Origin of the sequence: Sphingobacterium puteale (genome assembly GCF_003627955.1) — a bacterium.
GTDB classification, from domain to species: domain Bacteria; phylum Bacteroidota; class Bacteroidia; order Sphingobacteriales; family Sphingobacteriaceae; genus Sphingobacterium; species Sphingobacterium puteale.
On the sequence record NZ_RBWS01000001.1, the window covers coordinates 677,887 to 696,616 of the forward strand.

Here is an 18,730-nt window from a genome sequence, read left to right on the forward strand (position 1 = left end):
GCTCATTTAATTTAGCATGTCATCGCAAACGGAAAATGACTCTTTAAAATCAAAAACAACAAAAGGACTGCTGTGGGGTGGCATGGCCAGTATTATCCAGCAGTTTTTGGGCTTCGGCTTCGGTATTCTACTAAATCGTAAACTAACAGCAGAAGATTACGGTTTAGTAGCCATGATTACCATATTCTCTGTTCTTGCATCGGCATTTCAGGAAAGTGGTTTTATCTATGGTATTGTCAATAAAAAAGAAGTTCAGCACAAAGATTATAATGCCGTATTCTGGACAAGTGTTGGGATAGGTACATTTATTTATATTGTATTATTCTTTTCAGCTCCTCTCATTGCCCTGTACTACAACCAGCCGGTACTTGTTGAACTCAGTCGCTTCACCTTTCTGTCCTTCTGGTTAGGAAGTTTCGGGATTGCACATAACGCCTACCTTTTCCGCAATTTAAAGATCAAGGAAAGAGTGATCACCGGGACTTTGGCCCTTATCTTATCAAATACAATTGGTATATATTTAGCCTATAAAGGTTATGCCTATTGGGCATTTGCCGTTCAAATCGTTTCCTATAGTGGTTTTAATATGCTTGGCTTTTGGTATTTCTCCAAATTCAAGCCCTCATTTACCTTTGATTTCAGTCCTATCCGCGATATTCTAGGGTTTAGCAGTAAAATACTGGTTACCAATATCTTTATCAATATTAATAAAAATATATATGCGGCAATTTTGGGAAAACATTATACAACCGAAGAACTAGGATATACTGTTCAACCAAATAAATGGAGCCAAATGGCGCAGAATATTTTGACCAATATGGTCAATAATGTTACACAGCCGATTCTGCGGGAAATAGAAGATGATAGGGATAGACAGCTTCGTGTATTCCGCAAGCTCATCTCCTTTACAGCTTTTTTGGCTTTTCCAATGTTATTTGGTTTAACTACAGTTGCACAAGACTTCATTACGATTACAATAACCGAAAAATGGCAGCAAAGTGCTATCTTTCTTCAAATTTTCTGTATTGGCGCGGCTTTCGATTCTGTAAGCAATGTCTTCTCCAGCTTGATTATCAGCAAGGGTAAGTCCCAGATCTATATGCGAAATATCGTTGTTTTTGGTTTACTTCAAATCGCTATTTTAGTCTTTGGCAAATCGCTTGGCATTGAAATGCTCATCGCCTTAACCTCAGGATTAAACGCGCTATGGATATTTGTCTGGTACGCTTCGGCTAAACCTTATATGACCTATTCATTCCGTTATCTAATTCAGGATGTATTTTCATATGCTATATTAGCCGGTATCAGCTGTTTGGCAGCACACTACGCCACCGCATCCATTGCCAACCTTTATCTCCGGTTTGCAAGTACTATTGTTGTCGCCGTCTGTGCCTATATCATCGTCAATAGAATCTTTAAGCCGAGTATTTTGCTTGAATTATTCAGCTATGTCATCACAGTTATCCGAAAAAAATAGATGGCCAGGATTCTCACCATAATCGTTTCTTATAATTTTGAACCTTGGATTCACAAATGCATACCCAGTTTGTTAGCATCAAGCCATCAAACGGATATCCTTGTTATAGATAACAACTCAAGAGATCATACCACCCGTATCATCAAAGAAACTTACCCGTCAGTCAGACTGATAGAAAGCCCCGAAAACCTCGGTTTTGGAAAGGCCAACAACATGGGGTTGACCATCGCCCTGAGGGAAGATTATGACTACGCCTTTTTGGTCAATCAGGACGCTTGGGTAGATCAGAACTGCATCGCCAACCTGATCAAAGTGAATACCACAAACATTGGCATTATTTCTCCCATCCACTACGATGGTACGGAGGAAAAACTCGACCATGGATTCTCAGTCTATACGAAACATACGCAGCTTGAAAATTCCTACCGAACCTGCTCATTCGTCAATGCTGCTTTTTGGTTGATACCTAAAGCTGTCATCAAAAAAGTTGGCGGTTTTTCTCCAATTTTCTTCCATTATGGAGAAGATAAAGATTATGCCAACCGCATCCATTATTATGGACTGAACTTTGTGCTGGCTGAAGATGCCCGGGCTTATCACGACAGACAGCAGCGCCAAGTAGATCGCAAAGCTTTTCTAAAAAGCGAATTCGTTTATCATCTGACGGAATATTGCAATATCAATTATACCTTTACAAAGGCTTTTTCGATGGCTATATTGGCGAGCGTAAAGAAAATGCTGTCTTCTTTGGGTAAAGGTCGTATTTTTGAAACAAGAAGTTATCTCAATATCGCTTTTAGACTATTAGGCAAGACCGGAGAAGTCCGGAATACCCGTCGGGCTAATAAAAAAGCTTTTAACAAAATTTTTTGACAGATGGATAGTCCTGCTCCAGTTTTACTCTTCGTGTATAATCGTCCGTCGCATACGTTAAAAACACTCGCTGCCCTGGAGAGAAACAAGTATGCTGACCAGACTGTTCTCTATATTTATTCGGATGCAGCAAAGGATGAACGCGCGGCTCAGGCAGTCGAAGAAGTCCGTAGGATTATTAAAAGACCCTGGCATTTTCAACAGATTAAAATTATCGAACGTGACAAGAACTGGGGCTTGGCCGCCAATGTCATCGATGGTGTGACGAAGGTCGTGCATGAACATGGGCAGATTATCGTTTTAGAAGACGATCTTGAAACATCTGCATTTGCGCTTGATTATTTTAATAAAGCGCTAAACCGTTATCGGGAAGATGAACAGGTCATGCAGATCAGTGGCTACGGTTACCCTGTACAAAACCTACATGAGCTTCCTGAAACGTTTTTCTTTCGGGTAGCCAATAGCTGGGGCTGGGCAACATGGGACCGTGCGTGGCAACATTTTAACCCAGACATCGATGAGCTTGTTTCTGATTTTTCGGAGGAACAGATTCACCAGTTCAGTATTGAAGGAAAAGAGAACTTTTGGAAGCAGGTACAGGAACTTCGCAGCGGAAAGATCAACTCCTGGGCAATCCGTTGGTACGCTTCGGTATTCAAAAAAAATGGACTAGTTTTGTATCCGAGGAATTCGATGACACAGAATATCGGCAATGATGGTACTGGCACCCATACGGCAGCAGAATCAACCTATCAGGTTACATTAGCTGATCGTCCTATAGTTTTTTTTCCAACAGAAATAGTGGAGAATACGCAGGCCTATAAAGCGATCAAATATTTTTACGCACATCGGAAAGGTTCTTTACTCAGTCGGGGCATCCGGTTCCTCAGAAAGAAAATTAACAAACTCAATAAATAGACATGGCTGCTCATCCAAAATTTTCAATCATCACTGTCGTTTACAATAATGTGCGGGATATTGAGCACACCATCAAATCGGTTGTTAACCAGACCTACGACAATATTGAATACATCGTCATTGACGGGGAATCATCCGATGGCACTTTAGCCATTATTCAAAAATATCAGGATAAAATTTCGGTCATATTATCTGAAAAAGACAAAGGAATTTACGATGCGATGAACAAAGGCCTTGCTTTGGCTACGGGGGACTATGTCCTCTTTTTGAATTCCGGCGATGAAATATACGATCTCAACAGCATCGAAAACCTAGCAAAGCTCAGTGGTGACGCCGATATCCTCTATGGTGAAACGATACTGATAGATGGCGATAGGGCTATTATCGGTGAACGAAGACATAAGGTACCCGCAAATTTCGACTGGAAGAGTTTTCGTTATGGCATGAATATCTGTCACCAGGCCATCTATATCAAACGGAGTATTGCAGAACCATACGACCTCAATTATAAACTCTGCGCGGATATAGACTGGGTCATTCGCTGTGCTAAAAAGGCAAATAAATCTGTTAATGCGCATCAATATGTCGCGCGCTATCTCGTCGGCGGGATGTCAAAACAGCGACATAAGGAGTCGCTAAAAGAACGCTTCGCCATCTTCAAACACTATTACGGCACCATTCCCAATTTATTCAACCATGGGATCATCGCTTTAAAAGCGATCTGGTACCGCATTAATTACGGCAAACCCCAAGACTAATGCTAAATCCTGAAATCCTCACTGAACTTGTCACAGTTAAAATGCCTTTCGGCAAATATCAAGGCTACACGTTATGCAATCTTCCGGAGCCTTATTTGGTTTGGTACAATCAAAAAGGGTTCCCTAAAGGCAAATTAGGTCAGCAACTGGCCACACTGTATGAGATCAAGCTAAACGGTCTGGAATATCTTCTGGAACCTTTGAAGAAAAGGTGACGAAGGTCATTTTCTTCCATTTATTATTTTTCGTAGCTTTGCAGTGAATTTATTTTTGCATTAAACGCCGTTTGCAGCGGTATCAATGAATATCATGACACAATATCAAACATTGCTGTACTATTGTTACAGCCCTATCGAAAACGCAGAACAATTTGCGACTGATCACCTTGAATTTTGTAAATCACTTGGCTTAGTAGGACGTATTATCGTCGCTGATGAAGGCTTGAATGGTACCGTTTCCGGTACGATTGAGGCTTGTCGGCAATATATGGATGCCATTTATGCGGATGGTCGTTTTAACAAAACAGAATTTAAGATCGACAATGTTGAAGAACCTTCTTTTATCAAAATGCACTGTCGCTATAAAGCTGAAATCGTGCACTCTGGCCTAAGAGATCCGAAAGAAATCGATCCGAACCGACAAACAGGTGTGCATCTGGAGCCAAAAGATTTCTTGGCCATGAAAGACCAGGAAGATGTCGTTGTATTGGATGTGCGTTCAAACTACGAACATAGTGTAGGTCGCTTTAAAAACGCAGTGACCCTGGACATCGACAATTTCCGCGAGTTTCCAGAAAAGATCAAAGAGCTGGAACAATATAGAGGAAAAAAAATATTGACTTACTGTACTGGCGGGATCAAATGTGAAAAAGCTTCTGCCCTACTATTAAAAGAAGGTTTTGAGGATGTTTACCAATTGCATGGTGGAATCATTAAATATGGCAAAGAAGCGGGTGGCGAAGATTTCGAAGGCCAATGTTATGTATTTGACAATCGTGTTACAGTAGATGTCAATTCGGTCAATCCATCTGTGGTATCAACCTGTTTCAATTGTGGTAAACAGACCACCAAGATGATCAACTGTGCCAACCCCGTATGTAATGAGCATTTCACCCAATGCGATGAATGTGGCTGGGAAATGGATGGCTGTTGTTCGGCGGCCTGTAAGGAAAGTCCGAATAAGCGGGAATACGATGGCACAGGATACTATGTAAAGATACCACAACCCGTCAATGTAGACAAAATCAGCAAGAGAAAACATAAGAATTTTCCACCTAAAGTGAAGGTCTAAAATTAATTCAATAAAACCTTCATGATTTCGCTAGCACCAACAGCTATGAAAGCAAACTGAAGGTTCTTTCTTGCCAATAGAAACAAATACTTTTATAAAAAAAGTCGGTAACTGATCAGTTACCGACTTTTTTTATGTTGTAAGATTGCTTTACTTCGCAAACATTCCTGCGATTGAATCGAGGATATTTCCTTTGGATTGGCCATCGTTACTTTTGTCAAAGAAACTTCCAGCCAGGCCGCCCAACATATCAGTCATACTGCCACCTGTGGAAGCCTGTTGTGTTTCTTGTGCAGGTTCTTCCTGTCCGCCACCTAAAAATGAGCCAAGGATTCCCCCTAGCATACCACCACCTGCACTTTGCTGTCCGCCGCCACCTAAAACAGATCCGATCAGGTCACCAATGCCGCCGCCGTTGGACGTCTGTTTTTGCTGACCAAGATATCCCATGACAATAGGTGCTAGTGTAGCTAGAACACCTGTGACCTGCGCTGAACTGATACCAGCTTTATCGGCAATATTCTGTGTCACCACTTCTGTATTTTGCCCAAACATATGGTTGACAATCTTGTTCCCGTCGTCGGATCCGCCCTGACCAAATAAATCACCTATCTTATCGAAGATACCGCCACCGCTATGTTGATCGATCGCTTTGTCGATGTTTTCCGATTGGCCTTTGTTTTTCGCATTGTAATTCAGTGCTGCGATCATCAAAGGAACAGCCGCTGCCACAATCCATTTTGCTTTGGATTCACTGACGCCTGTCATTTTAGAAATGGCTTCTATTGCTTTCGAGCCAACTCCTCCTGTAACTAAGTCTGTTAAGTTCATAAGTCTTCGTTTATAGTTATGATGAAGATAACGATTTTTTATGAGGAGTTTAGAAAATATATGCCAACAACAAAAAGCCCTGTGGAGTGTTAACTACACAGGGCTTTTTAGCTAAATCAACCGTTCAATCTAATAACTCTTATAGATCGCAATATCATCCAGGCCGAGCCTTCCGTTATTAATGACATTATTACTGGTTCCTAGACCGAGTTTAGTAATCCTGAAGCGAACAGCTCCTTGGACGTTCATTAAGAATACCGCCTGCTTTGAATTCATACTTTCAGTCGTTGTGTGCGCATCTGTTATGGATTCACCTGTTTGTACCCATGTCGCTCCTTGATCCGTAGAATACTCCAACTTAAAGGTACAGGAACGATCCGTCCAATAAGAGCCATACCAAATGGTCACTTTTGAAGCGCCATTTGGTACATCAAAATTCATCTGCACATGACCATCCACACTTAAATTCTGCTGCATACGTATCGCATTTTTACCTGAAACAATGCGATCTTTACCAGCTGTAGTACCCAAGATCGCCTGATATAATCTCCATTGACCCGTTGAAAAAGATACATCATTCTTTTCGCCCATATCATAGCTCCCTTTCACGCTTGCATCCAAAGCTTCAAAGGTCTCTGGCCATCCAGCATATAATTTACCGCTCGCATAAGCCATATCCGAATAGTCCTGCATACGGATTTGCAATTTATCCCCCTCTCTGAACGCTATTCCTCTGAAAGAGGCACTGGGAGCAATCGCTTGAGCAGCAAATGCTGCATTATCCTGGGTATGTAGTATAATCTCATTTTTATCTCCATCCATCAGGATTTTATCCCCTTTTAATGCAGTCCCTGCAGCAGGTTCAGGATCAACTTCAGCCGTAACATCAATATAAGTCGATTCAAATTCCTCAAATTTTGCTTTGAGATTTGCAACCGACACCGGCAATGGGGCAACATTCTTATTCGAGGCAAAGACATTGACCTGTTGATTTTTAACAGACGATAAAACCATTAGTCCAGATTTTTTGACCAATTTTGCCCCATCAATATTGATCTGAATAGAATCGCCAAATTTAAATTGCGATGCATCAGCAACTTCGACTAAAATCCCTCTACGTTGATTACGCCAGATATTCTGAACAGCAATGGTATTTTCGGGCAGATTCTTATTCTCAGCGCGTGAAACCACAAGCGCCTTCACATACTTTGCGCCAAGCGCACTTGATTCGTTGAGTTGCAAATCCGTGTTCTTATAAAGACTACGCAATGTATATAATGATATTTCTGGATTTAATTCTCCGATAGACTCATTGATATCTTCTTTACAGTTTGTCAGGAGCGTTGACATCGCCAACACAGCCCACATTACTAACTTTAACTTTTTCATGAACTAGTTGATTGAAGGTTGCCACCACATTTTTACGTTGATTCCATCTCCGCCCATGCGATTGACGGCCTCTTGGTAATTTTCTCTATTAAGAGACTGAACAATTATTGGATAATTTAATCTGACCGGCATTTTCCCATTATTTAATAAGCCAGGCCCTTTATAAAGATCCAACAATTGTGTCCTCCGATATTCATACCATTGTTGAAAATCGGTAAACATCATGGCGTAGTATTTCTGCAAGTGCACTTTTTTTAGTTTTTGAGTTTCGGAATCCTCAGCTGAAAAAATTACCTTTGGATTTGTTAAGTAAGCCTCCGGTGCAGTTGCACCCCAATATTCCATGGCAGCCTTTACTCCCATCAAATTTGCTGCCGAAGCATCTACATTAGCATAACCTCTGATACCACATTCTGCAATAATAAATTGCAATTCGGCATAATTCATCATATTCCCCATACGGGCTTCAGATTTTAAAGCGAGTTGCAGCGTCGATTGAATCTCAGGAACATTACCCCTTCTGTATCCCGACTGCATACCACCGTATACGCCTAGAGTAGCCTCCGTAGCCCATATCTTTAAACGTGGGTCACCAAGATCCATGAGATTATTAACAAAAAATTCAGCGTAGCCCTTTGAACGGTTAAAATCAAAATCCCGCATTGTGAAATTGGGATTCATATACGGTTGCACATTCGTATAATACAATGCGGCTGTTTCAGCATTGCTTTGCATAATTGGGTATTCGGCAGCGTTTGTTTCTAATATTTCCTTAATCTTGGCGATAGCATTCGTTTCCGTTTTATGTGCAACCCGCAAAAGTAACCGCAAATACAAGGAATTTCCAAATTTGCGCCATTTTTCCGGATCGGAATTATAAATCGGATCCATCGCTGTATTGGCCGACTCAACCGCAACCTTCTCTTTCAATAAGCCGTTGGCTTCCTCCAGTTTTCGAAAAATGTCTTTATAGATATCTTCCTGTTTATCAAATTTTGGTGTGAGATTATTTTCGGAAAAACCTTTGTTGCTATCAAAATAAGGTACATCTCCATACATGTCGGTGATCAGCGAGCTCACCCAAGCATCCAATATCAGAGAGATCCCTTGATATGTTTGATAACCTTTCTGTTGTCCGGCATGTGCTTTTTGATACATATCCCGTATATTGGTTAATTGCACATACCAACCGGACCAGCTCGATTCAGATTCCGATGGCCGAATTTCATAGCGCTGGATTTCCAGGTTATCATTTACGGTAACGGTGACCTGCATCAATTCATTATTAATCCGCAAATTGCGCGATAGATTGGTGTTCAGCAGACTGACCAATGCAGGGGCCAATAGGCTTTGGGGGGCTGCTGCTGCAACTGCATTGGGATTGGTATTCTTTTCTACAAAGTCTTTGGTACAGCTTTGGAATGTTAGACTTCCAAGCATCAGTAGACTTGCTATATAGATATGTCTCTTCATAATGTCAATAGTTAAAATGAAAACGATAGATTTACACCCATTGTACGCGTCGAAGGAAATTGAGCAATTTCAGCTCCTTTTTCAATACCACTGGAGGTTAAAGAAGCGAACTCTGGATCAAAAGCCGGCCATTTGGTAAAAACAAACAGATCCCGACCATACACACCAATAGATGCTTTTTCAATTTTGTAACGGCTTAAAAAAGATTTGGGCAATGCGTAGTCCAAACGCACTTCTCTGAGTTTAATAAAGTCTGTTGAGAATGTATTGGACTCAATATTATCACGGTTGAAATGTCTGGCATAGTAATCACCGGCTTCTGCAACGACCGTATTTTTGCTATAACTTCCATCCGGATTCAGCACAACACCGTCGCCAATAATACCATTATATCTTCCGGGCAGCGTTTTCTTCAACTTTCCTTCCTCCATCAATACAGCATGCGTCAATGAATAACCTACCCCGCCAAACTGTCCATCAAATAAAAAGTTAAATCGGAAACCTTTGTATTTAAATTCATTCCCCCAACCGAATTTCGTCGTTGGATTGGGATTGCCAATATAGATATTATCTTGGCTCAATACAGGGATTCCACCCTCGTAAACAATCTTTCCCTCGGGATTTCTCTCATAACCTAAGCCCCAGATATCTCCAAATCGACGATCAGGGATAGCGACAACGGAACCTCGACTGCCAAACAACGTCGACAGCACAAGTTGTCCCTCAAAAGCCGCCGGAATGGATAGCACCTTCGAGTCATAATGGGTAAAGTTTCCATACATATTCCAGTTCAGCTTATCTTGGTTTTTCAGGATATCTCCCGATAAAGCGAGTTCAATCCCTTTACTTCGAACTTCTCCTGCATTGGTATACCGTAGTCTATATCCACTGGATGGATCCACAGGAGGTTTGATCAGCTGTTTATCAGTAGTTGTACTATATACTGTAAGGTCCAATTTAATCCGGTCTTTAAACATCCGGAAATCTGTCCCCAATTCATAAGAAGTGGTACGCTCTGGCTGCAAATTCTCGTCAGGTACTGTCGTCGGATTACTTAACCCCCCATTAAATCCAATCGCACTCATATATGCATAGGAGTTTCCATAGGGGTCTTTGCCCCCGCCACCGACACCTGCAATAGAAGCCCTCAATTTCCAGTAGTTGATTGATTTTGGCAGTTCAAAAATCTGGCTCAGGATAAAGCTCGTATTCACAGACGGATAAAAGAACCATGCCACCTCATTTCTCTTTGGTGAAGCTAGCGTACTTGCCCAGTCTACGCGACCTGTAAAATCAATAAAGTACTTTTGCTTGTAACTATAATTGGCCAAACCATATACACTATGTATGGCGTATTCCTCCCGCCAAGGCTCATAAAGCACTCTTTCACGCGCATTTGCAAAGTTATACTGGTTTGGATAAAGTAAACTATTGGCCTTTGCGTCGTCCTTGATGTATTTATTGTTTAGTAACGCCCCACCTGCAGAAATACCAAAACGGTGATCTTGCAGACGCTGGTTGTTGTACTGCAAGAGGAAATCAGAATTCCGCTCTTCGGCATATATAGACTGTTCGCGATAGTAACCGAAAGCATATTTATTGGTATCAAAAGGTCTCGACTGTTTACGTTTATCATAGCTCATATCGATTCCTGTCCGGAGCATCAAACTCAGTTCATTGGTGAATTTATAATCCAACTGCACGTTTCCGATCAGGTTATTTTTATTTTGTGCATTGATCATATCATAAGATATTGTTCTTGGATTATCTAACAAGCCAGAGAATGGTGTCATTTGTTCAATACCCTCTTTGCCCGGAATCCAATTTTGATCTAACCATGCTGCGTCTATATTGGGCGTAATACCACGGACGAAGTACATGTAGCTCTGATTATTGTAGCCACTGTTTGGCAGATTGTCCGATCCCCTATTGTTAAAATTAACCTTAGTAGACAAGCTCAATTTATCCGTAATTTTATTACTGAACTGCATAGCAATGGTGTGCCGATTGTATCCCATGTTGGGAATAATCCACTTATTGGTTACATTGGTATAAGAAAAGCGCGCTGTCGTCTTATCTGTAGATCCCGAAACACTAATGGAATTTGTTGAAGTCAGCTCCGTTTGAAATAGGTCTTTTCGATTATTTTCATATGGGCGCCAAAGCGTACGTTCTGCTGGCGTTTGTCTATAGTTAGCTGGATCGTATTGATAGAAATACTGGCCATCAAATTTTGGTCCCCATGCAGAAGAAGTGCTCAACGTACTTGCACCATCTTCCGATTGTCCGTAAGAATAATACAAGTCTTGCCCCACTACACCTTGTCCATATTCATACTGGTAATCAGGCCACCGATTAATTGTCCCGATAGCGGTATTTGAATTGACTGTAACCCCAATTCTATTTTGTATCCCCTTTCCTTTTTTTGTGGTAATAATTACAGCACCACGTGCACCACGATACCCATATAATGCCGCAGCACCAGGTCCTTTCAGCACAGAAACCGATTCAATATCCTCGGGATTAATATCAGCCAAAGAAGAACCAAAATCTACAGGTGAATCCGCATCTAAATAGGCGGAATTTCCTGTTTGTGTCGATCTGACTCCCCCGCCCATAATTATTCCATCCACAACGATCAATGCCTCATTGTCACCCGTCATAGAGGTTTCCCCACGCAGGATAACTTTATTTGACCCCAAGGGTCCTGCCCCCGATTTAACCAGATTCAAACCTGCCACCTTCCCTGTCAGCGCATCTGTCCAGTTGTTTGAAATCGCATTGGTCAATTCCTCCCCTTTAACGGTACTAATTGAATACCCCAGCGCCTTTTCCTCTCGTTGTATCCCTAATGCCGTTACAACGACTTCATTCAATGCTTCAGACGTAACATTTAACGTTATCTGCACATCAGACTGTCCTGTTGCAAAGTTCTTTGTTTGCGCTTCATAGCCAATCAATTGAAAACGAATCGAAGCACCTGCTTCAACCTCTATTTCAAAATTTCCCATTCGATCGGTCGTCCCCTTGGCTACCCCGCCAACAAGAATAGAAACTGATGCCAAAGGCTCCTTGGTCTGGTTATCTACGACTTTTCCTTTTACCTTAATCTTGGTTTGGTTAAACGAATGTACAACTTTACCATGCTCCACCGGAACTGCTGCTGCCGTGAGATCCATATTGCCTGCCATCGCCAATGCTATGAAGAGCAACTTTGAGGAGGAGTGCCTCAGATTAATTTGGATAGGGTTAATACTAAACATAGATATGAATGTAGATTGTAATTTTCAATTTGGCACAAAAATATATTCTTAACAAAAAGTTAGTTTTAATTTAATGTTTTCTTTGTGTTAAGAATTGTTTCGAATTAAATTTCCTTTTACAAATACAAGAACCGTTTTCAAATATTGTTTTGTATATTAAAAGGGTATAACTAGCTCCAAATTGCAATTATCAGGTTCAAATAAAATTGTTAGTTTTGGTTATTGTTTATTAAACAATCGAAAATAATTAATATTTCCTAAAAAACGAAATAAATCGAAATTATTTAAAATAAAACAATCCAATAAGAAACCAACATCCAGCAGATACTTCGGCTAAAAAAAAGAAAGCCCAAACTTTCGTTTGGGCTCCCCTCTATAATGAAAACGCAGATGTTAACATTGCTCAAAGCTCCATTTCACATAGTTTATATTCTTATCGTCAGCAAGATACTTTTTCTCATAGTATGTCTTGATTGATAAAACATTATCAACCAATTCCGAGTGATACAGATCTGCTGTCTCTTTATATTTCTTGAGGTTCTGTAACTCTATTTGCTCAAGGGTATAGGCATAAAAGCCATCATTATCTGTCTTTAGGTTCATCATACCCTCTGGCTTCAAGATGATTTTGTAGCGATCTAAAAATTTAGGTCCGGTCAGACGTTTCTTCTCACGGCTATCCTGCGGCTGTGGATCTGGAAAGGTAATCCAAATTTCATCAATCTCATTTTCGCCAAAGTGCTCAAGAATTGTTTCAATCTGTATCCGTAAGAAGGCTACATTTTTAATACCATCTTCTAATGCAGTTTTTGCACCACGCCAGATACGGTTGCCCTTAAAATCAATACCGATAAAGTTCTTATCCGGAAACATGCGTGCCAAGTTCACCGTATATTCCCCTTTACCACAGGCGAGTTCCAAAACAACCGGGTTCGTATTTCCAAATTGCTTCTCCGCCCATTTTCCTTTATATTCTTTGCCGGCATCGAGCTGGATGACATTCTCAAAAGTCGCTACTTCGGCAAATTTACGTAGTTTATCCTTTCCCATTTTTTAATTAATATCCCGCAAAAATAACCTTATATTTGCAGGAATCAATAACTTATCGTGGAAAAAGACGCTAAAATTTATGTAGCAGGCCATCGAGGAATGGTCGGATCGGCAATATATCGCAAATTAACAGAACTGGGATACAATAACATCGTGACCCGTACGTCTCAAGAATTAGATCTGCGCAATCAACAGGCAGTTGCTGACTTTTTCAACGAAGAGAAACCTGATTACGTTTTCCTTGCAGCGGCTAAGGTTGGCGGTATTATGGCGAACAACACCTATCGCGCGGATTTCATCTACGAAAATATGGCTATACAGAATAACGTCATTAAGTCCTCCTACGATAATGACGTTACAAAGTTGATGTTTTTAGGTTCAAGCTGCATCTATCCTAAAATGGCGCCACAGCCCTTAAACGAAGACCTATTGTTGACAGGCACCTTGGAACCTACCAATGAGCCTTATGCCATCGCCAAAATAGCGGGTATTAAAATGGCGGAAGCTTTCCGTGATCAATATGGCTGTAACTATATATCAGTTATGCCAACTAATCTCTATGGTATCAATGATAATTATCATCCACAAAACTCGCATGTTTTACCAGCCCTGATCCGTAGATTTCACGAAGCAAAGATAAATAACCTTGATGAAGTTGTTATCTGGGGTACTGGTACTCCCCTAAGGGAATTTCTTTTCTCGGATGACCTAGCTGACGCCTGTGTCTTCTTAATGAATAATTATGACGAAAAACAGTTTGTCAATATCGGCATCGGTGAAGATTTAAGCATAAAGGATCTTGCTGAACTCATTAAGGACGTCATTGGATATACCGGCAAAATCTCATTTGATACAAGTAAACCTGACGGAACACCACGTAAGTTAATGGATGTATCTAAATTACACGCATTAGGATGGAAACATAAAATCAATCTTCGCGAGGGAATTAAATTAGCTTATGCTGACTTCCTGAAAAGAGAAGAAGCGGATTCCTAATAGGTCTCGCTATAGGAAGGGATACCATACTCATTGACTTCATCTTTTATTGCAGTCTCACCTTCAATTTGCACACCTTTCTTTTTCTTCTTTTTGGGACGGATAAAGTTAGTGAGCTTACTGATTAAACCACTGATTTTATCCTGATTGATCTGACCGACAGCCCGCTCAGACAACAACAGCATCAGCGCCTTTTTCAGTACGCCTGTGTTCTTCAGAAACAGTCTGTTCATAATAAAAGGAACGCCTATACGCAGGGTTTTTGTCAGCCAATCCGAATCGGGATTATTACTTTTTGCAAATAATTGCTGGACGATGTTTACTCCGGGAATATTATTTTTTAACGAATTGAAAAATCGGATCGGAGCTTCAATCTTATTGTTAAACAAGGTAAATTGTGCTTTCAAGTAAGCTTCCTGTTCGTTTTTAAGCTCTTTCAAACGAGCAATTTCTTCCTTAAGCTCCTTTAAATTGCGTATTTTCGTCTGCTTATTATTCATTTGTAGCCCCTTCTCTATCAAATTTTTCCTTGTTTTTCAATTCTTCTTCCTCTTCTTCAATCTCGTCGTTCCATTTGGCCAAAAAGCGACGAATAGAAAGATCCATAAACTTGGCTTCCAAGGCTGGCTCAAAAATTCGTATGATCACGATAATCACCATAAAAATAGCCGCTGTTGCCAAGAATCCCAATGAATAGCTTCCTAATAGTTCACCTAGCCAAAATCCCAATGCTAAACATAAAAAAAAGACAACAAACAAAGTAAAGATTAATTTGGTCGCGTCTACTACTAGACTAGCAATCAGGCGTGATGAACGCTCGATTGTCTTCAATTTAACAAGCTTAAACTGGGAATCTACGTATTCCTTGGTTTTCTGGAAAGTACCACTAAGTGAAAATTTTTCTTCTTCCATTCATCTTAAATTTATGTAGGCTATCTCAAAAGTCCAATATCAAACTCTTAATTGTCTAAATTCAGTCTTTTGAAATAGCCTATAATGCTATGTATTTCACCAAATCATCCCAAAGGACAACTTGCACTTTATGCATGCTCGATGATATCATCGTCTACAATCTCCTCGGCCTGATTTAATTTACCTTTTAAGGTGGAGACAATTTTTTCTTTAAATTCATTCAACTGATCGAATTGTTCTTCAGCTCTCTCACGAATAGCATCACTCAAATCGCTTAATGAATCATTGATCTTATCTCTTGTATCTGATCCTTTATCCGGAGCAAATAAAACTCCCAAAGCTGCCCCCGCAGCAAGACCTGCCAACAACGCCAAAGCTACTTTACTTGTGTCATTCATTTCTTTTTCGTTTTAAAGTTCTAATTCTATTATACGATGAATCTAGTCTTCGATAATAATACAATTTATAAAGCAAATCGTTTGCCAAATACCGCATTTTATCCATTATTTACTAGAAACTATCCAATTACAATATAGTCATTTTCCAGCAATTCCCTATCGATTTACAATAATTTGCCACAACATTATTATTTATAATTTAATATTTAGTATCTTTAAATCAACCGATTACAAAATTCATGTTGAACAAAACCTATTGTAGTGCCGTCTATGGAATTGAGGCATGCACCATTACCGTTGAGGTCGTAGTTTCTACAGGACTACATTATTATATCGTCGGACTTCCTGACAATGCTGTCAAAGAAAGTCTCAGACGCATTGAAAGTGCCATTACTTCCTGCCAACTTCACATGCCACGCCAGAAAATTGTGGTCAACTTGGCACCAGCTGACATCAGGAAAGAAGGTTCCGGCTATGATTTATCTATCGCGGTCGGTATACTAGCCTCTTCCGGACAGTTGATAAGCAATCTGTTGGAACATTACCTGATCTTGGGTGAATTATCTTTAGATGGCAGCATAAAACCCGTCAGAGGTGTCTTATCCATCGCCCTACAAGCATTAAATGATGAGTTTAAAGGAATCATACTTCCTCAGCAAAATGCGCTGGAAGCCGCCATCGTTACCGGAATTGATGTGATCGCTGTCGAAAACCTCAGCGATGTGGTCCAGTTTCTCAATAATTCGAAAAGTATTGCTCCAACCAGAGTCAACATCCAATCCTTCTTTCACACCGAAACAAATAGATATGATGTTGACTTTTCGGATGTTAGTGGACAGGAAAATATCAAAAGAGCACTGGAAATCGCTGCGGCCGGAGGGCACAATGTCATTCTAATAGGTCCGCCGGGAGCGGGAAAGACCATGCTGGCTAAAAGATTACCAACAATTCTGCCGCCGCTCACCCTCTCCGAATCGCTGGAAACAACCAAAATTCATTCCGTTTCGGGAAATCTCAAAGCGAAAGATGCTTTACTTACGAATCGACCATTTCGCGCCCCCCACCATACCATCTCTGACGTTGCCATGGTCGGTGGTGGCTCCAATCCGCAACCCGGTGAAATCTCCTTGTCGCATCACGGGGTACTATTTCTGGATGAACTTCCTGAATTTAAACGAAGCGTACTTGAGGTCATGCGACAACCGCTGGAATCCCGAAACATCAACATATCCCGGGCAAAATTATCCATTGATTATCCGGCCAGCTTTATGTTAATAGCAGCAATGAACCCTTGTCCCTGTGGATACTTTAACCATCCCGAAAAGGAATGTATCTGCGGCAGCAATACCGTTCAGCGATATTTAAGTAAAATATCAGGCCCTTTGTTGGATCGCATCGATCTGCATGTAGAAGTCACACCGGTGCAATTTGAAGAATTGAGTGGCTCCCGTCCTATTGAAAACAGTCTAATGGTTCGTAATCGTGTCATTCAGACAAGAGCGATCCAGAAAAAAAGATTTGAATCCTACTCCGATATTCATTGTAATGCGCATATGAGCACAAAACTTACCCGAGCTATCTGTCAGATCGGTGAACCGCAAAAGCAACTACTTAAAACAGCCATTGACCGCTTGAATCTTTCTGCAAGAGCTTACGATCGAATATTAAAAGTAGCCCGTACTATTGCAGACATGGAAAATAGCCCTTCGATAGAAAATCATCATCTCGCAGAAGCGATCCAGTATAGGAATTTAGACAAAGAAACCTGGGGTGGAAAATTTTAAAACTGCGCTAAGCAATGTTTGATGACCCAGGGAAAGCAGATAATCGTCAGGATCAATCCGGATAATGCACCATAGAAATGCGCATCATGATTAATCCCGTCCTGCGCCTTTTTGGAAGCCCAGATGCAATACCCTAAAAACAGGAAAGCAAATAAATAAGCCGGCAAACCAATGATAAACATAACCCCTATCTTCGTCCTTGGATCAAAGAGGATATAGCTAAATAACACGGCACAGATAGCACCGGATGCTCCTAAGCTGTAGTATCCATAATTATTTTTTTGCTGAACAATCGTTGGAATGTCACTCAGCACCAGACTACCAAAATAAACGACAGCAAAGAAGAGATGTCCATAAGGGCTGGCCTGTGCCAGTATCATTTCCAATCGAAATGCGAAATAATAAAAAGTGATCATATTGAACAGCAGATGCCCCCAGTCTTTATGGATAAAACCACTGGTCAATATTGTATATACCCGCTGTTTACGAGCGATACTATATGGATGGAGCATTAACTTGCCATAAAGCTGTTCATGAGAAAAGGTATAGATACTCGTGACAAGCGTAAAAAAGAAAATAGCGCTCGCTACGGGAGCCTGTTGTAAGTATAAAGTAAGCATGCCTAAAAACGGTCTTCTAAAAGTAAAACATAAAGTTCTTTAGGGCCATGAGCACCCAGAACTAATCTTTTCTCAATATCAGCTGTCCGCGAAGGACCTGTAATTGTTGAGATCATCGTCGGAATTTCCTGTCCATAACGCTTTTGGATGTATGTCAGAGCATCTTTCACATCCCAAACTAACTGAGAAGCTTTAGCAACAACAATGTGAATTGGAGGGTAGATACTCAGGCGACGTCCGGAAGCATTGGCATTACTTACCATAATACTACCATTACGCGCAATCAACGCTTCACACGAAGTAATACTCGCATTGGCAGACTCGAAGTCTTTCTCCGTTTTGAAAAAAGGGAAACCATAGGGACTCAGCAGATTTTGGATCCCCTGCTCCCAGGCATAGATATTTTTTATATTGTTTACCTCGGTTAAAGCAATCAGATTCTCAATGAGGCCGATCTCACCATCGCAATAAAGAAACTTACCGCCAGCGGCTGTCAGTTCGCGAACAAAAACAAGATCAACCAACTCATCCTCTTCTTTGTAAAGGGGTGTTTCTTTGAAATTAGGATGGGGATTATCGTTCTTTTGAAGTAATGCCTGACGTATGCGTTTTAACATTACCTCCTTCGCTGTCGCGTTCTTCACATTCATGGCTCAATAGCAATATAAATACAGCGCTAGAGTTTTTCTAGCGCTGCA

Annotated in this window: 18 protein-coding genes; 8 read left to right on the forward strand and 10 right to left on the reverse strand. The window is 40.8% G+C overall.

Features of this window, described 5'->3' with window-relative positions:
• The first annotated feature begins 16 nt into the window (after positions 1 to 16).
• From D7322_RS02510 to trhO, 6 genes are all read left to right on the forward strand, one after another.
• Positions 17 to 1,477 carry a lipopolysaccharide biosynthesis protein gene (locus D7322_RS02510; RefSeq protein WP_121120977.1) on the forward strand — a complete coding sequence of 487 codons (1,461 nt, stop codon included), beginning with the start codon at positions 17 to 19 and terminating at the stop codon, positions 1,475 to 1,477.
• Positions 1,478 to 2,350 (forward strand): glycosyltransferase family 2 protein, encoded by an 873-nt coding sequence (locus tag D7322_RS02515; RefSeq protein ID WP_121120979.1) that lies wholly within the window; start codon positions 1,478 to 1,480, stop codon positions 2,348 to 2,350.
• A 3-nt stretch (positions 2,351 to 2,353) separates the two neighbouring features.
• Positions 2,354 to 3,268 carry a glycosyltransferase gene (locus D7322_RS02520; protein ID WP_121120981.1) on the forward strand — a complete coding sequence of 305 codons (915 nt, stop codon included), beginning with the start codon at positions 2,354 to 2,356 and terminating at the stop codon, positions 3,266 to 3,268.
• Between the two features lie 2 nt (positions 3,269 to 3,270).
• The gene (locus D7322_RS02525) at positions 3,271 to 4,026 is read left to right on the forward strand and encodes a glycosyltransferase family 2 protein (RefSeq protein ID WP_121120983.1); all 756 of its coding nucleotides are present in this window, start codon (positions 3,271 to 3,273) and stop codon (positions 4,024 to 4,026) included.
• On the forward strand, positions 4,026 to 4,241 hold the full coding sequence (locus tag D7322_RS02530; RefSeq protein WP_046673143.1) for a DUF3820 family protein: 216 nt from the start codon (positions 4,026 to 4,028) through the stop codon (positions 4,239 to 4,241). The genes D7322_RS02525 and D7322_RS02530 overlap by 1 nt, the downstream gene beginning before the upstream one ends.
• A 94-nt stretch (positions 4,242 to 4,335) precedes the next feature.
• Positions 4,336 to 5,316 (forward strand): oxygen-dependent tRNA uridine(34) hydroxylase TrhO, encoded by a 981-nt coding sequence (gene trhO, locus D7322_RS02535; protein ID WP_121121273.1) that lies wholly within the window; start codon positions 4,336 to 4,338, stop codon positions 5,314 to 5,316.
• Positions 5,317 to 5,466: 150 nt separating this feature from the next.
• On the opposite strand, the gene D7322_RS02540 is transcribed toward trhO, so the two are convergent.
• From D7322_RS02540 to trmB, 5 genes are all read right to left on the reverse strand, one after another.
• Complete coding sequence (locus D7322_RS02540) at positions 5,467 to 6,147, reverse strand: DUF937 domain-containing protein (protein WP_121120985.1); 681 nt, start codon at positions 6,145 to 6,147, stop codon at positions 5,467 to 5,469.
• A gap of 129 nt (positions 6,148 to 6,276) precedes the next feature.
• Complete coding sequence (locus D7322_RS02545) at positions 6,277 to 7,536, reverse strand: DUF5689 domain-containing protein (RefSeq protein WP_147430281.1); 1,260 nt, start codon at positions 7,534 to 7,536, stop codon at positions 6,277 to 6,279.
• Between the two features lie 3 nt (positions 7,537 to 7,539).
• Complete coding sequence (locus tag D7322_RS02550) at positions 7,540 to 9,009, reverse strand: SusD/RagB family nutrient-binding outer membrane lipoprotein (RefSeq protein WP_121120989.1); 1,470 nt, start codon at positions 9,007 to 9,009, stop codon at positions 7,540 to 7,542.
• An 11-nt stretch (positions 9,010 to 9,020) separates the two neighbouring features.
• Positions 9,021 to 12,200 carry a SusC/RagA family TonB-linked outer membrane protein gene (locus D7322_RS02555; RefSeq protein ID WP_183078584.1) on the reverse strand — a complete coding sequence of 1,060 codons (3,180 nt, stop codon included), beginning with the start codon at positions 12,198 to 12,200 and terminating at the stop codon, positions 9,021 to 9,023.
• 465 nt (positions 12,201 to 12,665) lie between these two features.
• Positions 12,666 to 13,322: a tRNA (guanosine(46)-N7)-methyltransferase TrmB gene (gene trmB / locus D7322_RS02560; RefSeq protein WP_121120992.1), complete on the reverse strand. Its 657-nt coding sequence runs from the start codon at positions 13,320 to 13,322 to the stop codon at positions 12,666 to 12,668.
• 57 nt (positions 13,323 to 13,379) lie between these two features.
• Here trmB and fcl point away from each other — a divergent pair, with 57 nt between their 5' ends.
• Entirely contained in the window at positions 13,380 to 14,318 is a 939-nt protein-coding gene (gene fcl / locus D7322_RS02565) for a GDP-L-fucose synthase (protein WP_121120994.1), read from the forward strand.
• Here fcl and D7322_RS02570 read toward each other — a convergent pair.
• The 3 genes from D7322_RS02570 to D7322_RS02580 form a co-directional block, all read right to left on the reverse strand.
• A complete protein-coding gene (locus D7322_RS02570) occupies positions 14,315 to 14,818 on the reverse strand; it encodes a hypothetical protein (protein WP_121120996.1) in 504 nt (167 codons plus the stop codon). The two genes, fcl and D7322_RS02570, sit on opposite strands and share 4 nt — an antisense overlap.
• On the reverse strand, positions 14,811 to 15,230 hold the full coding sequence (locus D7322_RS02575; protein WP_121120998.1) for a hypothetical protein: 420 nt from the start codon (positions 15,228 to 15,230) through the stop codon (positions 14,811 to 14,813). The genes D7322_RS02570 and D7322_RS02575 overlap by 8 nt, the downstream gene beginning before the upstream one ends.
• A 128-nt stretch (positions 15,231 to 15,358) precedes the next feature.
• Positions 15,359 to 15,628 carry a YtxH domain-containing protein gene (locus D7322_RS02580; protein WP_104383581.1) on the reverse strand — a complete coding sequence of 90 codons (270 nt, stop codon included), beginning with the start codon at positions 15,626 to 15,628 and terminating at the stop codon, positions 15,359 to 15,361.
• A 239-nt stretch (positions 15,629 to 15,867) separates the two neighbouring features.
• Between D7322_RS02580 and D7322_RS02585 the strand changes: the two genes are divergently transcribed.
• The gene (locus tag D7322_RS02585; protein ID WP_121121000.1) at positions 15,868 to 17,412 is read left to right on the forward strand and encodes a YifB family Mg chelatase-like AAA ATPase; all 1,545 of its coding nucleotides are present in this window, start codon (positions 15,868 to 15,870) and stop codon (positions 17,410 to 17,412) included.
• On the opposite strand, the gene D7322_RS02590 is transcribed toward D7322_RS02585, so the two are convergent.
• Together D7322_RS02590 and D7322_RS02595 are read right to left on the reverse strand one after the other, a co-directional pair.
• Complete coding sequence (locus tag D7322_RS02590) at positions 17,409 to 18,032, reverse strand: rhomboid family intramembrane serine protease (RefSeq protein WP_121121002.1); 624 nt, start codon at positions 18,030 to 18,032, stop codon at positions 17,409 to 17,411. The genes D7322_RS02585 and D7322_RS02590 overlap by 4 nt on opposite strands.
• 2 nt (positions 18,033 to 18,034) lie before the next feature.
• The gene (locus D7322_RS02595) at positions 18,035 to 18,682 is read right to left on the reverse strand and encodes a LutC/YkgG family protein (RefSeq protein ID WP_121121004.1); all 648 of its coding nucleotides are present in this window, start codon (positions 18,680 to 18,682) and stop codon (positions 18,035 to 18,037) included.
• Positions 18,683 to 18,730: the final 48 nt, after the last annotated feature.

What these genes read in the sequence shown, in the direction of transcription:
- D7322_RS02510 (WP_121120977.1), top strand. Translation starts at nt 17, where the DNA reads ATGTCATCGCAAACGGAAAATGACTCTTTAAAATCAAAAACAACAAAA.
- D7322_RS02515 (WP_121120979.1), top strand. Translation starts at nt 1,478, where the DNA reads ATGGCCAGGATTCTCACCATAATCGTTTCTTATAATTTTGAACCTTGG.
- D7322_RS02520 (WP_121120981.1), top strand. Translation starts at nt 2,354, where the DNA reads ATGGATAGTCCTGCTCCAGTTTTACTCTTCGTGTATAATCGTCCGTCG.
- D7322_RS02525 (WP_121120983.1), top strand. Translation starts at nt 3,271, where the DNA reads ATGGCTGCTCATCCAAAATTTTCAATCATCACTGTCGTTTACAATAAT.
- D7322_RS02530 (WP_046673143.1), top strand. Translation starts at nt 4,026, where the DNA reads ATGCTAAATCCTGAAATCCTCACTGAACTTGTCACAGTTAAAATGCCT.
- trhO (WP_121121273.1), top strand. Translation starts at nt 4,336, where the DNA reads ATGACACAATATCAAACATTGCTGTACTATTGTTACAGCCCTATCGAA.
- D7322_RS02540 (WP_121120985.1), bottom strand. Translation starts at nt 6,147, where the DNA reads ATGAACTTAACAGACTTAGTTACAGGAGGAGTTGGCTCGAAAGCAATA.
- D7322_RS02545 (WP_147430281.1), bottom strand. Translation starts at nt 7,536, where the DNA reads ATGAAAAAGTTAAAGTTAGTAATGTGGGCTGTGTTGGCGATGTCAACG.
- D7322_RS02550 (WP_121120989.1), bottom strand. Translation starts at nt 9,009, where the DNA reads ATGAAGAGACATATCTATATAGCAAGTCTACTGATGCTTGGAAGTCTA.
- D7322_RS02555 (WP_183078584.1), bottom strand. Translation starts at nt 12,200, where the DNA reads ATGGCAGGCAATATGGATCTCACGGCAGCAGCAGTTCCGGTGGAGCAT.
- trmB (WP_121120992.1), bottom strand. Translation starts at nt 13,322, where the DNA reads ATGGGAAAGGATAAACTACGTAAATTTGCCGAAGTAGCGACTTTTGAG.
- D7322_RS02570 (WP_121120996.1), bottom strand. Translation starts at nt 14,818, where the DNA reads ATGAATAATAAGCAGACGAAAATACGCAATTTAAAGGAGCTTAAGGAA.
- D7322_RS02575 (WP_121120998.1), bottom strand. Translation starts at nt 15,230, where the DNA reads ATGGAAGAAGAAAAATTTTCACTTAGTGGTACTTTCCAGAAAACCAAG.
- D7322_RS02580 (WP_104383581.1), bottom strand. Translation starts at nt 15,628, where the DNA reads ATGAATGACACAAGTAAAGTAGCTTTGGCGTTGTTGGCAGGTCTTGCT.
- D7322_RS02585 (WP_121121000.1), top strand. Translation starts at nt 15,868, where the DNA reads ATGTTGAACAAAACCTATTGTAGTGCCGTCTATGGAATTGAGGCATGC.
- D7322_RS02590 (WP_121121002.1), bottom strand. Translation starts at nt 18,032, where the DNA reads ATGCTTACTTTATACTTACAACAGGCTCCCGTAGCGAGCGCTATTTTC.
- D7322_RS02595 (WP_121121004.1), bottom strand. Translation starts at nt 18,682, where the DNA reads ATGAATGTGAAGAACGCGACAGCGAAGGAGGTAATGTTAAAACGCATA.